The following is a 16166-nucleotide window of genomic DNA, read 5'->3' on the forward strand; positions in this document are numbered from 1 at the left end:
GAAGGAAACTTTATGTCAGAAAAACAGACCGCCTTAACTCAACTTTTACCATTTGCAAAAATTGGCTCTGTATTAGCATTTATTGGTGGTGCGCTTGCCACTTTCAATCACTTTGCAGGGTACAGTTATTTAAAGGGTAGGCTTGAAGGAATGGGCCTTGGGTTGAGAGAAGTTGAAATTTCTCAGCAAGAAATTACGTTTCAAACGACTTTGTTTTTAAGAGATCTTCATCAAGAAACTTTGAAAGACACCGAATCGCTTTTTAGTATGGGATTCTGGCCCACTGTTATTTTTATAATTATTGGTGGATTATGGCTTGCCATTATATTCCCAAAGACAAAGAAGGTGCAGCCTGAAGAGAGTCAAAGAAAAGATAATCAAGAAAATAACTCTTCAAACAAAGCTAAGCTATGGCTAAAGAAAATTATTGCTTATCCTATAATGTTTGCTCTTGGGTTTTATGGGCTGGTACTTTTTCTGGTAACTTTTCTTATGTATTTAGCATGGGGGTTTTCTATGTCTTATGAGTACGGATTACAACGCGGAAAACTAGATATAGGCAGTGAAGTTTGCATTTTAATAAACAAGAACGATGAAAATAAAGGAAGGTTGGCTGGATGTTCAATTTTACATACCGACACTAATAAACAGTTGGTTGGTAGGGTGATACATAAAAATAAGGAGTTAACGGTTATGGTGACAAACACCGAAAGCCTTATTTTGGATCAGAAGGGTAAGTTCGTTGCATGCTCTCCAATTGTTGATTTATCTAAAAAAGAAGATGAGCAAGAACAACACCACTGTCTTATCCATTAAAACCTCAAGCATAGATGAATAGCCATTTCGAAGACAGGCTTATATTATTTGTCTTCGAAATAGTTACTAAAACACATGAATTGCTGATGCGTTTATTATATGACGGCATTTCAAGTTTACTGAAAGCTATATACGCCTAACTAACGAGTGCAATTACTACTGGTTGCAGTCAAAAATTGCTAGAAAACTAAAAGCCGACAGAAATTTGAAAAAAACGGATTTTAGAGCTAATTTTCATATTTTTTTAGTACAGCCCTTTAAAATTAAGGTGTTAAATTCTCCCCCAATGAAAAAATACTCTTGCCCAATGAATCTAACCAAATACTTCTGATTAAATCATATTTCCACAAATTATCCCTTTATTTAGAGTAAAAGCTTTACTTTACTAGAGTACATGCTCTATAATGCGCTTGTTCTTAGCGAACAGTTTATTGAATTTTAAGTTTTCCCCATAACTTATTCTTATTTGCCGGTACTTATTGTTATCGGCTTTTTTTTGCCTAAAATTTAGTTTTTCCTCTTTAATATCAAGTCAGTATAAAATTCATATTTACTATTCCTGCTTAAACGAACATAAAAAAGCCCTGCAGTATTATTGCAAGGCTTAGGGAATTACAGGTTGACTATTTATTATTTAATTATGCTCAAATTAGTCTTAAATAAGCTCGTCTTGCGCTAAATCTTCATCAAAGTCGTCTTCAAACCATGCTTGAATAACCGCAGTCGCTTGTTCTGAACCGGTGCGTTTTAATGATGAAAATGCTTGAACAGTAATATCAGCATTATATTCTTTTAGTATCTTTTTCACTTTAAGTACTTCAGTCGCGCTTTGCCCTAAAGATAATTTATCGCACTTCGTCAATAGAGCTAAAATAGGTAATTCGCTATCTACTGCCCATTGAATAAGATCTTTATCTAAGTCTTTTAACGGATGACGAATATCCATTAATATCACTAATCCTTTTAGGCATTCGCGTTTTTCTAGGTATTCGCCTAGTGCTTTTTGCCATTTCTTTTTCATTTCTAATGGCACTTGCGCAAAACCATAACCGGGTAAATCGATTAAACGTTTGTTTTCTGCGATTTCAAACACGTTAATTAATTGTGTTCTGCCGGGTGTTTTACTGGTTCGTGCTAAGCTTTTTTGATTAGTTAAGGTGTTCAAAGCGCTCGATTTTCCGGCATTAGATCGACCAGCAAATGCGACTTCTATCCCCGTATCATCAGGCAACCGACGAATGTCTGGCGCGCTAAGTGTAAATGTCGCTCTGTGTAAATTTATGCTTGATGATGACAAGGTAATTTCCAAATACTGTAATAATTATCGCCATTATATCTATTTTTTTCATTTATATTCAAAAAATAGATAAAAAATCACCTTATTTTTACTATGTTTATTACACGGTGCAATTATTTGTGTAAAATACTGCCAGTTTTTTTAAACACTTTTTTTTAATTAAGTAAGTTGCTTAGTTAAGGCAAGAAGAGATCTATTCAATGAAACGTTTTATTTTTTCACTATTAATAATTTTTACAGGTATGAATGTTGCTGCTGCCGCTTCTGGTGATGCTGAAGCAGGTAAAGGCAAGGTTGCTTTATGTGCTGGATGTCATGGTGCAAATGGCATTAGTGCGAGTGACGCATACCCTAACCTTGCGGGTCAGCATGCTGACTACATTGTTAAACAACTTAAAGCGTTAAAAAACAGTACTGACCGTAGCGATCCTGTAATGGGCCCTATGGCTGCAGGTTTATCTGAACAAGACATGGCTGACATTGGTGCATACTATAATAGTTTACCTCGTACAGCAGCTGACGCTGGTGCTGCAGGTGGCGATACAGGTGCGAGTGCTGCGGCTCCAGTAGCTAAATACGAACCTGATGCTGTAGCAGGTAAAAGTTTATACGAGTTAGGCGATGCTTCTCGTAGCATTGGTGCTTGTATTGGTTGTCATGGTAAAGACGGTAACAGTGAAGTACTTATTTATCCTAATCTTGCTAAGCAGCATCCTGAATATATTCAAAAACAATTACATAACTTTAAAGCAAATGAAAATCGTTCTAACTACCCGATGAATCAATTTGCTGGCCAAATGACTGATGAAGAAATTTTAGATATTGGTGCTTACTTTGCTGATACCAAAGCTGTTGCTAACATTAAACCTAAAAAGGTTACTGTAGCAGCCATTACTGAAGAAGTATTAGCAGGCGAAAAGAAAGCCGCAGTATGTGCAGCGTGTCATGGCACAGGTGGTAACGCGACTGTGGCGATTTATCCTAAATTAGCGGGCCAACATGCAAGTTATATTGTTAAGCAATTAAAAGAGCTTAAAAATGGTGACCGTAAAGACCCTGTTATGTCGGGTATGGCTGCTCCTCTTTCTGAGCAAGACATGGTTGAACTAGCTGCATATTTTTCAGCACAAAAACCTTTAGCAGGTAATGGCAAAGGTTCAGAGCTTGGTAGCAAAATTTATTACGGCGGTAAAGTTAACCATGTAAACCAATCTGTTACTGCTTGTGTTGCTTGTCATGGCGCTACAGGTAAAGGTATGGCTAACGCTGGTTTCCCTTCATTAGCAAACCAAAGTGTTGAGTATATTACGTCTCAATTAACCAAGTTTAAATCAGGTGAGCGTGCAAACGACAAATCAAAAATGATGCGTAACATTGCAATGAGCTTATCTGAAAAAGACATTGATGAGTTGGCTCAGTTTATTGCTACATTAAAATAAAACGCCTCTCACTTTAAAAAAACAGCATTTTATATGCTGTTTTTTTATGCCTAAATTTATATATTTAATCTTTGTTGTTATTTATCTACGTATTGTTACTATAATTTGCTTTACCTGTTTTAATTATTTAATCACAAGGAATAAGCTATTGTTTAATAAGTTACCTATTCAAATAAAATTCTTATTTATTAGCTTTTTTATTATTTTTGCACCTTCTTTTGTTGCCAATGCTACCAACACCCTTACCGTTAATGTCGTTGACACTAACCAAAAACCATTAGAAAACATGGTGGTATATGTTGAACCAATAGGTCATAAAGTCACATTAAAAAACACCAACACTTTAGAAATAGGTCAAGCAAACAAAGCCTTTATTCCTTACATCAGCGTTATGCAATTAGGCAGTAAAGTTAAATTTAATAACCAAGACAATATTACCCATCATATCTATTCCCCCGTTGGTGATAATAAGTTTTCCGTCAAAATTCGTTCTGGCCAAGAAGTCATTAAAAACGATTTTAACGAAGCAGGAGAAGTCTCTATGGGTTGCAACATTCATGACTGGATGAGTGGTTATATGCTTATTGTAGATACGCCTTTTTTCGCAAAATCGGATAAAAACGGTAATACTGAAATGGTTATCGATAAATCAGGTCAATATAAAGTAGTGGTTTGGCATCCTCAAATGACAGACATTAATAATAGAATAACCAAAACGATTAACCTAAATAGTGCTATGGCGGTCACTATGCAGTTATCAAAACCTATGGATGAAATTCCTAGCCAACAAAACGAAGACGACTTCGATTTTTTGTCTGATTATTAAATAACGATTAACTCATTAATTATACGTAAGGTAAAACCTTAATATGAAAAGCCTACAAACAAAGATATTTCTATTTTTTGTTTTATTACTGTTACTTGTACAGTCAATAGCGCTATGGACCTTAATTAAAGGTAATAACGCTCAAGAACAACAAGAAATTAGTAATAGGCTTACTACGGCTAAAACCATATTTACGGAACAGTTTAATAGTCGTCGCGATTATTTAGCAGCCTTTGCTGAAACTGCCGCAAAAGATTACGGTATAAAAGACGTATTTGAAGATGATACACGTAGCCTACTATTTGCTTTAAATAACCACCGTAAACGTATTAATGCAGATCTCGCTATGGCTATTTCAGCTAACGGTAACATAACCGCACAACTGCAAGTTTCTCATCTTGATAATGCGAAAACTAAAGTTCAAAAAGGTTCTGAACTCGGTAGCCAATTTAAACATACTGATTGGTTAGAAAGCCAAGAAAAGTCACACTTGTATATGCTTGACGGCACCTTGTATCAGTTAAGTTTATCGCCACTCTCTGTAGGCACTAGCACTATTGGCTGGTTAGCCTTTGGTTTTGAAATTAACCAAACACTAGCGACTCATTTTTTAGAAATTACACGTTTAGAGGTTGATTTTATTCTTAACCAAAATAATCAATGGTTGCTTATTGCCTCATCAAACCCTGATGCCGACATTAACTTTGCTAAAAACATTGTTAACGGACAAACTCCTGAGCAATACATAGCGATTGGTGAGTTAATTACAGAGTTTGACGATCAACAATTTGGTTTAGCTATGTACGGTTTAAGAGCCGATATTGTTAAATTACTGCAAGAACAATGGTGGCAGTTTTTAATTCTTACTTTCATCACGCTATTACTTTCATTAACAAGTGCTTATATTATTGCCGCTTCTATTACCAAGCCCATTAAACGTTTAGTAAAACAAGCTAAAATGATCGCCCGTGGTGATTATCAGCAAAAAATCGAATTAAAAGACAGCAGTGAACTTGGGCAACTTGCCGACGAATTTAACCTAATGCAACAAGCTGTACTTACGCGTGAGCAAGAAATTACACACAGAGCGAATCACGACCCTTTAACTGAACTACCCAATCGAAATATTTTAGTTAAAACCTTAAACCAGTGTATTAGTAACAAAACCAGCTTTCAGCTATTTCATCTTAATTTAAGTCGATTGAAAGACGTGAACGAAACACTAGGGCACGACGTAGGCGATTGGCTCATTCAACGTACTGCCGACAGACTAAAAAAACTTTCGCAATTTACCTTATTGTGTCACCTCGGTGGCGACGAATTTATTTTACTTTTTGAAAAAAAAGAAAAGCATTCAATTACTGAGCTCGTTAAAAATATTAATACGGCATTAGAAGCCCACTGTGACTACGGTGGAATTAACTTACAACTGCAAGTTCGTATTGGTATTTCGTCGTTTCCAGAACACAGCAATGTAGATAAAACACTACTACAAATGGCTGATACCGCTTTACAAAATGCCAGAAAAAACAACAAAAATTACCAATGTTATGATAAGTCGTTAGATGTAAATAGCGTAGAGCGCCTAAATCTGATTAACGATCTTAAACACGCTATTTCTGACAACCAACTAGAATTGCATTATCAACCTAAGCTTGATTTAAAAACCAACATTGTTACTCATGCTGAAGCCCTTGTACGGTGGTATCACCCCACATTAGGCATGATACCGCCAGACAGCTTCATTCATATTGCCGAACAAACGGGTCAAATTAATAGCCTAACACGCTGGGTTGTTGCTACTGCATTTAGCCAATCAGCCACTTGGCGAAAAGACAATATAGACATTAACGTGGCTGTTAATATTTCAGCTGAAAATTTAAAAGAGCCTGATTTTTACGAGTTTATTTGTAATACACTTACCGCCAATAAAGTACCAGCGAATAAAGTCACCTTAGAGGTTACCGAAAGCGCAGTTGTTGACAACCCTGAATCTGCCATTATGCTACTACAACGTTTTAAAGACGCCGGCATAAAAATATCGATAGACGATTACGGCACAGGCTATTCATCGTTAGCCCAGTTAAAACAGCTACCGGTACACGAATTAAAAATAGATAAGTCTTTTGTGCAACATTTACATGAAGATGAAGACGACCGAATTATTGTAAGATCAACCATTGAATTAGCTCATAATATGGGCTTATCTGTAGTATCAGAAGGAATTGAAGACGACTTCGCATTACGCTGGTTAGCAAAACAAGGCTGTGAACTTGGACAAGGTTATTTTATTAGTAGACCTAAACCCACAGACGACTTTACCGCTTGGATAAAAAAACAAGAAGTATTGAGCGTTGAAAAAGGCTAACGCGTGCAAAAACACTTTATCACTCTTTTATTTACCTTAAGCTTAACAGGACTTAATTTTGCTAATGCTTATGAAATGGAAACTACATTTCATGGGGTACTTGATTTAAGAGCAACAGTAACCGACTCCTTAACGGGTAACTATACACAAGGCGGATACGGAAAGTTTGCCCTAAACGATGGCGAAAGCTTTACCCTTGCGCAAGCAGGTGGAGAAATTGCATTAAATTGGGACAATGGTTTAAGTGTTCATGCTGTGGCTAACGCCTACAAAAACAACGGCGATTTTAAACTAGGCTTAACCGAAGGTTATATAAAATATTCAGGCTTACCCAATGCTTCTGGTTATCGATGGCAATCAAAATTAGGCGTGTTTTATCCTAAAATATCTCTCGAAAACAATGCCTACGCATGGGCCAGTAAAAACACCTTAAACTCATCAAGCTTGAATACTTGGATTGGTGAAGAAATAAGAGTTTTAGGTAACGAAATCACCCTAACCCGTTTAGGGAGAATAAATAAAGACCCATTCGATTTATCGCTAACCGTTAGCGCATTTGTAAATAACGACCCTGCAGGCAGCATGCTTTCTTGGCATGGCTGGACCATTAGTAATCGGCAAACCCTTTACACTGAAAAAATACAGCTCCCATACTTTAAAGCAAGAATGCAAGGCTACGACTTATACGAACAAGCCTCAAGCTCAGATCCTTTTTTAGAAGTAGACGATAGAGTTGGAGGTCATGTTCGAGCTGAAATTAAATTCCATAAAAAAGGCGCTATTTCTGCAGGCTATTACAACAACAACGGCAAACCTTATATTGTAGATAATGGTCAATATGCGTGGAAAACTCGCTTTACTCATATTGATTTAACGTGGTTATTACCACAAGGCATTGTACTAACGAGTCAGTTATTACATGGTGATACACTAATGCAAAGTCCTTTAAAAACCGATGTTGTAAATAACGATTACACTAATGGTTATATTGCCCTTTCAAAACGCATTAAAGCCCATAGAATCACCTCACGTATAGAACGATTCAACGTAAAAGATAACGACAAAACAGTAGGCGATAACAATACTGAACGCGGTAAAGCATTTACATTAAACTACACCTATCGCCTATCAAAACCTTGGTTTTTATCCACTGAATTTACTTGGATTGATAGCTACCGCCCAGGACGAATGTATACCAACCAGCCAATCAATTTAACCGAAAGACAACTTGCCTTTGCCGCTCGCTATTTTTATTAATTTTGTTGAATATACAAGGTAATATATTTAACAATCATTAAATTAGTGTAAAATGCGTTCATCTAGCGATACTAATCGAATTACTTAACCCATGACACGCTAATTATTAGCGATAAACAGAGAGTCATTTATGAAAAAAATACTTTTGACACTATTATTAGGACTAGGTGCACTTAACACGGCATCAGCTATTGAAGGCGACGCTGACGCAGGTAAAAATAAGTCAGCAGTATGTGCAGCATGTCATGGTGTAGACGGTAATGGAGCAGTTGCCATATACCCTAAACTGGCAGGACAAAGTGCAGATTATATTGCTAAACAACTTGCCGATTTTAAATTAGGTATGTCATCAGGCGGTAAAGAAGGTCGTGCAGATCCAATCATGGGCGGCATGACAATGGCGTTATCAGAACAAGACATGGCAGACTTAGGTGCATACTTTGCTTCACAAAAAATGGCTCCGGGTTCAGAAACAACAAATGAAACAGGCAAAAAACTTTATTTAGGTGGAGATGCTTCTCGTGGAATTACCGCTTGTGTAGCTTGTCATGGTGCTACTGGTAAAGGTATGGAAAAAGCAGGTTTCCCTGTTATTGGCCAACAAAGTGCAGCTTACATTAAGTCTCAGCTTGAAAAATTCCGTTCTGGTACACGCGCAAACGATAAAGCAAAAATGATGCGCAATATTGCTATGAAACTTGAAGACGCTGATATTGAAGCACTAACGCAATATATTGCTTCTTTGAAGTAAAAACGTTAACAAAACCAACATTAAAACCACTATTTATAGTGGTTTTTTTATCACTAAAATTTATCTTACTAAATCATACTGTTTTATTTAATATTTCTCCCTAAAAGATCAACAACCTCTAGCAAACCTCAACAAAACTGCTAATATTATACAATAACCCTATAAATTTTAATGTATTAAGAAAACAACCTTATACATCACAAACGTGGATCCCTTTATGAATGGACTCAGCAATGAAGTGACATTTTCTTCAACAGAACAATTAATTTCTATTACTGACTTAAAAGGTGATATTACCTACGTTAATGACAGCTTCTCTCAAATATCGGGATATTCGAGAGAAGAGCTTATTGGTCAACATCACAACATAGTTCGCCACCCTGAAATGCCGAAAGCAGCCTTTGAAGATCTTTGGGAGAAACTAAAACGAGGTGATTCATGGCGAGGCATGGTAAAAAATCTTTGTAAAAACAAAAAAGATTATTACTGGGTAGACGCTTATGTTACACCTGTATATGAAAACGATAAAATGATTGGTTATCAGTCTGTACGCACTTGTCCGACTCAAGCACAGAAAGTTGCAGCAACTAAATTATATGAAAGATTAAACAACGGAAAAGTATTATCTGAATTTTCTGTAAACATTCCACTGAAACGCCTTATCGCTATAATGCTTATTACTCTCAGTACCGCATTTATTGGGATAAATTACAGTATATCAGCTGCAATTATTCAGCTTATTAGCTTTATTTTATTTATCGCTATTTTTACTGAGGAAATGCTCGTATTACCTAAACAGGTAAAAAATATTAAAGAAAATTACGATAGCCCTTCTCGTTTATTATTCACCGGTACCGGTATTAGCGCATTATTAAGTTATCATTCATTTTTACTACAAGCTAAAGTACGTACTATTTTAGGCCGAAGTTATGACTCTGCTACAGTGCTAACAAGTTTAGCTTCTGGTCTTTCACAATCATCAGAACACACATTAAGTGGTTTACTTGAAGAAAATAATCAACTAGATCAATTAGCCACAGCCATTACAGAAATGAGCGCTACCATCAGTGATGTAAGCAAAAGCACAACAGAAGCCCATGATAAAGTAACTGATATTGTTGAGCAGTGTAATCAATCTATTTCAACCATTGATGAAAGCGAGATAAAAATTAACAAGCTTTCAAAAGAGGTGGAAAAGGCTTCCTCTAGCGCCCAAAGCTTAGTGAAAGACGCCGGTCACATAGCCAAGATAATGGCTGAGATTGAAGGCATAGCCGATCAAACAAACCTGCTAGCGCTTAATGCAGCGATTGAAGCAGCACGTGCGGGTGAGCAAGGAAGAGGCTTTGCTGTTGTTGCTGATGAAGTAAGAACGCTAGCAAGCAGAACACAGTCAGCCACCGAACACATTAGCCAATCAGTAGTTAAGTTACAAAATACATTAACCTCTTGGAGTAACATTATGCTGGTAAGCCATGATGATGCCAATAACTGTGTTGCAAATACCAATGAAGCTAAACTGAAGATGAACAGTATAAAATCTATGATAGATAATGTGAGTGATATTACCGCGCAAATCGCCACTGCTGCTGAAGAACAAAGTGTAGTAGCCAATGAAATCAATCAAAACATTTGTGCTATTGATAATATTTCAAAGCAAAATACAGAAAGTGCTGAGCAAGTAAACAAACACAGTATAAAAGTAAACGAAAATGCTAATGCGTTAGAAGCCCTGAGCTCAACATTTCGTTAGCCTGTATATACCCGTAACCAATCAAGATGCATATTTCAGAGCACTTGAGCGATATCAATTCAAGGCAATGCTTTGCAATAATGGTCGTTCCCTTATAAAAAGCATTAACGACGAAGTGATTTTGCTCAAGCGCTTCTACGATGGGTCTAAAAACAATTTATGCTGCGTTATTAACTTTAGTCAGGTTCCTACATGGATGTAGGACATTAGAGTAACGCAGGAGCAGTTACCGAGAATAACCATGACGTAAATTTAATGCCTTGCATACATGGATGTATGTACTTAGATTTTGTTTGGAACGTAAAATCTGTGCTTAAATTGTTTTTAGTTCCCACTGAAACCTGCATCTTGAATGGTAACGGGTATATGATAAAGAATATGTAGTTTGATCATTTAAAACAAAACGTACTTTATTATTATTTTTTTATATGTAATATCAAATTTAACATTACATATAATTGAAGAAATACAATGAAATTAAGTATTTTTATCATCCTATTAGCCTCTTTCGCAAGCCAAGCGGTACAGTTAAAAGAACAAGTAACTAATTTAGATCAACCTACAGATATAAAATTTTTCCCTAATTCAACTGAGCAATTACTCGTTGCAGGTAAAGAAGGACAACTAACCTTCACCAATTTATCAAATAAAAATAAGCATTTAGTACATGATTTTGATGTAAAAAGTGGTTCTGAGATGGGGCTTTTAGGGTTAGCATTTCATCCTTCTTATAGCGAGGATGAGCCTAAAAATAACTTCCTTTTTGTTAATTACTTTCCTAACAAAGGTGAACGTAGAACACGTGTTTCAAGGTTTTTACTTAATAAGTCAGGAAAAAACTACAGCTTAGCTAATGAAAAAATCATTCTAGAAATAAGTCAGCCATACGGTAATCATAATGGAGGTCAAATTGCTTTCGGCCCTGATGGTTATTTATATATTGGTATGGGTGATGGCGGCTCAGCTGGTGATCCTAAAGGGCATAGTCAAAATACTCAAACCCTGTTAGGTAATATGCTACGTATAGATATCAACACACCTGACAATATTCCTTATCGTATTCCGCAAGATAATCCTTTCGTGAAACAATCCAACTTCGAGCCTGAAATTTGGGCTTATGGTTTACGAAATCCATGGCGCTTTTCATTTTATCAAGGTGTATTAATTGCCGCAGATGTTGGGCAGTATAAATATGAAGAAATTTCAATTGTGGAAAAAGGTCAGAATTTAGGTTGGAATATTATGGAGGCTAGCCATTGCTTCAAACCTAAAAATAATTGTGATGCTATCGGCTTAACTTTACCGAAATTAGAATATGAACGTACTCAGGGTCAATCAATTACTGGTGGTTATGTTTATCAAGGTGAAATAAATACTGAGCTGAAAGATCATTATATTTATGGTGACTTCGTTTCAGGAAATATTTGGCGTGTTAAGTACCCTTCTTTCTCATCACCTACTAAGTTAATGTCGAACCAAGGGAATATTTCAGCCTTTGCATTAGATGCAAACGGTGAAATTTACATGGCTGAATTTGGTAAAGGTGTCATCTATCAACTTGTACCTTAAAAATCGACGCTTTAGGCACTACAAATAGATACTTAGCTATTTAAGGTTACTCTAGCATTTGTTGAAATAAAGCAACGGATGCTTCAGGATTTTCCGCTTCTGTAATAGCACTAACCACCGCAATACTGTCGACGCCTGTAGCTAAAACTTCAGGCGCTCTTTCATGATTAATACCACCAATTGCAACAACTGGAATGTCAGTGCTTAGCGCTAAAATATCTACAAGATTTTCAACGCCTTGAATTTGTCCTGTCATGTTTTTAGTTTTAGTTGGATAAATAGCGCCAATTGCCAAGTACGACGGTTTTAACTGTTGTGCTAATAAAAATTCGTAGCAACCATGGGTACTAATTCCTAAACGTATTCCTGCTTTATGTATTTGATCAAGTGGCGTGGTTTGTAAGTCTTCTTGGCCAATATGCACACCATAAGCACCATGTTTTATTGCCAACTGCCAGTAGTCGTTAATAAATAAGCGAGTATCAGGATAATTTTTTGCTAATGCGACTGCTTCAGCAATAATTACATCTAACTCGGCTTCAGTTTTATTTTTTACACGGAGCTGAATAATATGTAAACCCAAAGGTAACAAGCGCTCTAGCCAATAAAGCGAATCTATAACAGGATATAAACCTAATTTTTTTTCGCCTACATTATTTGGATCGCGGGTAAAATCTAACGATTTAAATGCGCTAAGTTCACAATATTTGTCGTTAGTCGCTGATGACACTACGGGGAAATATTTTTTTTGCACTGGCCAAGTTGTTTGTTCAAACGCGCCATAATGATCATGTTTGCCTTTATTTTTACTTAAACCTTGATTAATAAAGGCCTTCGCCAAAGTAAAGGCATCTCGCACCAAATGACCATGAGCAATAAAAGCAGCTAATGCGCTGGCAAAACTACAACCACCGCCATGGCTATAATCAGTATCAATTTTAATTGAACGTAAACCGTATTCGATGGTTTCGTCTTGACTCATTTTGCTTGAGTCGTCATCTGTTAAAGTATGTAGGCAGTAATCAAAACAAGAAATATTAGTTGGTACACACTTGGTTAATGGATGACCACCTTTTATAATGACCGAATTAACGCCTAAGCTAATAATACATTCAGCTAAGCTTTTTATGTTGTCGTGATCTAAACAGGCTAACCATTGTGCTTCTTGACTATTAGGCGTAATAACGTCGATAAGGTTTAATAATGGTGTAAGCTCAGCCACAGATACATTAGAAAACTTACCTCCTACCGATGCATGGCCTACAGGATCATAAACGACTTTGATTGAATGATGATGTTGCTTTAACGTCATTAAAAAATCAGTTAACCAAACAACTTGTTCAATATTCGCCAGTAAACCTATTTTGATCACATTCGGCATTTTATCGTTTAATAATAATTGTGCTTGCTGCGCTAAAATATCTACATCAACAGGATTAACCGACAGCAAGGTTTGAGAGTTTTGAACAGTATTCGCGGTACTTAAATGACAAACATCTACCCCAAGCGCATGACCTGTTTTAATGTCAGCGGCAATTCCAGCGCCACCAGAGCAATCGCTACCAGAGATAGTCCAAACAATCGGTTTATTGGATGTCGTCATATATTCAACTCTCAAATTATTTAACCCGAACTCGGGTTATTTAATGTTTATAATAAAAATATCACTCTATTTGATGTATTGATTTAGCAAGTAGTGAGCCAATAAAATAGTCAATTATTTATTACCATGGTATAGCTTAAGACTGAGTCTCTTTTGCACCAGAACAAAGCTAACATTCAAAATTTAATTAACTAAATAAACATATTTATCGCTACTACAGTGCGAACAACAAAGTTTCTATGCTTCATTTTGGTGCCAAAACGGCGTATCTAACGTGGGCGTTGATGGGTGTGCCGTTTGCCGCTCAGGCATAGTTCCACCTGAATACCCAAACTCTCCCGCTTGTAATGCCAATGCAAAAGCTTTCGCCATAACCACAGGATCATCCGCCAAGGCTACTGCACTATTAAGTAAAACTCCGTCGTAACCCATTTCCATGGCCAAACATGCGTCAGACGGTTTACCAATACCAGCATCTAAAATCAGCGTGGTATTAGGTAAGCGCAAACGTATAGTTTCAAGGTTATAAGGATTCATCAATCCTTTACCTGTTCCTATTGGCGAGGCCCAAGGCATAACCACCTCACAACCTAAATCACTCAGCCTTTGGCAAAGCACCAAATCATCGGTGCAATACGGTAAAACTTTAAAGCCTTCAGAAATCAGCTGCTCAGTTGCTTTTAATAATTCGATGGGATCTGGCTGTAAATTGTAATCGTCGCCAATAACTTCAAGTTTTATCCAATCGGTATTAAATATTTCTTGGCTCATTCGGGCGAGTGTTATGGCTTCTTTAGCATTTTTACAGCCGGCCGTATTCGGTAATAAAAATCCGTTAGTTTGGGTAACAATATCTTGTATGTATTGCCAAATTTTAGCGCCTGAGTTGTCAGCTGGATTTTGTCTTTTTAACGACAAAGTAACCACTTGCGAACCACTGGCTAAAATAGCCTCTTTCATTACTTGGGGTGAAGAATACAGCGCACTACCAATCAGTAAGCGACTATCTAATTGTTGTCCGTAAATTGTTAATGACATAAATTTATCCCTTCGCGTTAACCGCCTTGAATGGGAAATAGTACATCAATACTATCGCCATCTTTTATCGGAGTGTTGTCATAATCAGCTCTGCCAACAAAATCGCTATTTAGTGCAACTGCAAAAGTGGTTTGTTGCTGATCTTCATTTAAAAACTGCTGCAATGCTTGGTTGATAACACATTCATGCTGGTTATCTGAATGAGCAATAGTAAAATTTTTACCATTTATAAAAACATTCATCTTAATTAATACTCTTATTTTGAAGGAGGACTCTAGCTTATGGGCAATAAATGTGAATACTTAAAATGCGAGTAGTCACTATGCTTTAAAGAGCCACTACTATGATGCAAATTAATCAACTCGTTTACTTGAGCTAACACCACAGGGCTAATTAAATAGCCATGTCGGTATAAACCATTCACGTGTACTGTTTGATTATTCACAATAATTTGCGGCTGATTATGACTAAAAGCAGGTCGGCATTGACTAATGCTTTGCTCTATATGGGCTTCAGCAAAACCAGCATGAACACTATAAGCTGCGCTTAATAATTCCATAGCTGAACGTACTGTCATGGGCGACATATCATCACTTTCAATTTCAGTCGCACCAACGGCAAAATGGCCATCACCTTTAGGTGCAATATAAAGCTGATACCTTGGGTGCATTAACCTAATCGGTCGAGAAATATTAACGTTAGGCGCATAAAGTCGAAAGACTTCACCTCGTACTGCACGTAAGTCAGATAAGGTACTTTGCTTGTTATCCGTTAGATTTTTAACTGGCTTAGCACCTGTGCCTCGACAATCAATCACTAGATCAAATGTTTGCGTAACACATCCATTATTTAATGGTTCGACATCAAGGCCTTTATAACTCACCTGAGTATTTTCAATATTCGAGATAATTTCAACAACCTCGGTATTACTCAGCCATTGTATATCTGCTTGTTCAAGCTCAGTAGCTAATGCAATCAATAATTTACGATTATCTATCTGCCCTTCTTCTGGTAAAAACAATGCTTGGTTAAAAGCCCTGCCAATATCAGGTTCAAGTGCTTCAAGTTGTGAACGATTAAGGCTATTGACGTGATGCTGTGGGTAATGCTCTTTTATGTAACGAGCAAAATGTAAGTAATCACCTTGGTCTTGGGTGTGGCTGACCATAATAGCTCCATCTTGCTGAAAAAAGCTTTCACCGTTAAGTGTGGTTAATAATTCTGGCCACAACTTAAGAGATTCCATGCCCATTTCAACAATATTAGGCTCACAATGCATAGCTTCACCTAGTGGCGTAAGTAATCCAGCCGCCGCGTAAGCTGCACTATTGCGTGCATTGGTATCGTCTTTGTCTATCAAGGTTGGCTTATAACCTTGTCGTGTTAACGACAGGGCTATAAGTCTTCCCATTAAGCCAGCGCCAATAATGGCTATATTGATGTTCACAA

Annotated in this window: 13 protein-coding genes; 8 read left to right on the forward strand and 5 right to left on the reverse strand. The window is 36.9% G+C overall.

All coding sequences use genetic code 11. The annotated features are described in order from the left end of the window. The first annotated feature begins 12 nt into the window (after positions 1-12). Positions 13-816: a hypothetical protein gene (locus tag B0X80_RS07005; protein WP_077339122.1), complete on the forward strand. Its 804-nt coding sequence runs from the start codon at positions 13-15 to the stop codon at positions 814-816. A gap of 655 nt (positions 817-1471) precedes the next feature. On the opposite strand, the gene yihA is transcribed toward B0X80_RS07005, so the two are convergent. Continuing rightward, on the reverse strand, positions 1472-2113 hold the full coding sequence (gene yihA, locus B0X80_RS07010) for a ribosome biogenesis GTP-binding protein YihA/YsxC (protein WP_077339123.1): 642 nt from the start codon (positions 2111-2113) through the stop codon (positions 1472-1474). A gap of 200 nt (positions 2114-2313) precedes the next feature. On the opposite strand from yihA, the gene B0X80_RS07015 reads away from it, so the two are divergent. From B0X80_RS07015 to B0X80_RS07045, 7 genes are all read left to right on the forward strand, one after another. Beyond that, on the forward strand, positions 2314-3552 hold the full coding sequence (locus B0X80_RS07015) for a c-type cytochrome (protein ID WP_077339124.1): 1239 nt from the start codon (positions 2314-2316) through the stop codon (positions 3550-3552). Between the two features lie 148 nt (positions 3553-3700). Beyond that, positions 3701-4378, forward strand: a complete 678-nt coding sequence (locus B0X80_RS07020; RefSeq protein WP_077339125.1) for a cupredoxin domain-containing protein — start codon at positions 3701-3703, stop codon at positions 4376-4378. A gap of 43 nt (positions 4379-4421) precedes the next feature. After that, positions 4422-6746 carry a bifunctional diguanylate cyclase/phosphodiesterase gene (locus tag B0X80_RS07025; protein WP_077339126.1) on the forward strand — a complete coding sequence of 775 codons (2325 nt, stop codon included), beginning with the start codon at positions 4422-4424 and terminating at the stop codon, positions 6744-6746. 3 nt (positions 6747-6749) lie between these two features. Next, positions 6750-8003 (forward strand): hypothetical protein, encoded by a 1254-nt coding sequence (locus B0X80_RS07030; protein WP_077339127.1) that lies wholly within the window; start codon positions 6750-6752, stop codon positions 8001-8003. 130 nt (positions 8004-8133) lie between these two features. Beyond that, a complete protein-coding gene (locus B0X80_RS07035) occupies positions 8134-8754 on the forward strand; it encodes a c-type cytochrome (RefSeq protein WP_076417572.1) in 621 nt (206 codons plus the stop codon). Between the two features lie 217 nt (positions 8755-8971). Further along, positions 8972-10507, forward strand: coding sequence for a methyl-accepting chemotaxis protein (locus B0X80_RS07040; RefSeq protein ID WP_077339128.1), 1536 nt, complete (start codon positions 8972-8974; stop codon positions 10505-10507). A 471-nt stretch (positions 10508-10978) separates the two neighbouring features. After that, positions 10979-12076: a PQQ-dependent sugar dehydrogenase gene (locus B0X80_RS07045; RefSeq protein ID WP_077339129.1), complete on the forward strand. Its 1098-nt coding sequence runs from the start codon at positions 10979-10981 to the stop codon at positions 12074-12076. Positions 12077-12122: 46 nt separating this feature from the next. Here the strand turns inward: B0X80_RS07045 and thiE are convergent, their stop codons facing one another. The 4 genes from thiE to B0X80_RS07065 all read right to left on the reverse strand — a co-directional run bounded on the left by thiE (position 12123) and on the right by B0X80_RS07065 (position 16164). Then, positions 12123-13679 carry a thiamine phosphate synthase gene (gene thiE / locus B0X80_RS07050; protein WP_077339130.1) on the reverse strand — a complete coding sequence of 519 codons (1557 nt, stop codon included), beginning with the start codon at positions 13677-13679 and terminating at the stop codon, positions 12123-12125. A gap of 237 nt (positions 13680-13916) precedes the next feature. Then, positions 13917-14717: a thiazole synthase gene (locus B0X80_RS07055; RefSeq protein WP_077339131.1), complete on the reverse strand. Its 801-nt coding sequence runs from the start codon at positions 14715-14717 to the stop codon at positions 13917-13919. 17 nt (positions 14718-14734) lie between these two features. Further along, the gene (gene thiS, locus B0X80_RS07060; protein ID WP_076417568.1) at positions 14735-14959 is read right to left on the reverse strand and encodes a sulfur carrier protein ThiS; all 225 of its coding nucleotides are present in this window, start codon (positions 14957-14959) and stop codon (positions 14735-14737) included. A 32-nt stretch (positions 14960-14991) separates the two neighbouring features. Continuing rightward, positions 14992-16164 carry an FAD-dependent oxidoreductase gene (locus tag B0X80_RS07065; RefSeq protein WP_245825409.1) on the reverse strand — a complete coding sequence of 391 codons (1173 nt, stop codon included), beginning with the start codon at positions 16162-16164 and terminating at the stop codon, positions 14992-14994. Between the last annotated feature and the right edge of the window lie 2 nt (positions 16165-16166).

Origin of the sequence: Pseudocolwellia agarivorans (genome assembly GCF_002000085.1) — a bacterium.
Lineage (GTDB): Bacteria > Pseudomonadota > Gammaproteobacteria > Enterobacterales > Alteromonadaceae > Pseudocolwellia > Pseudocolwellia agarivorans.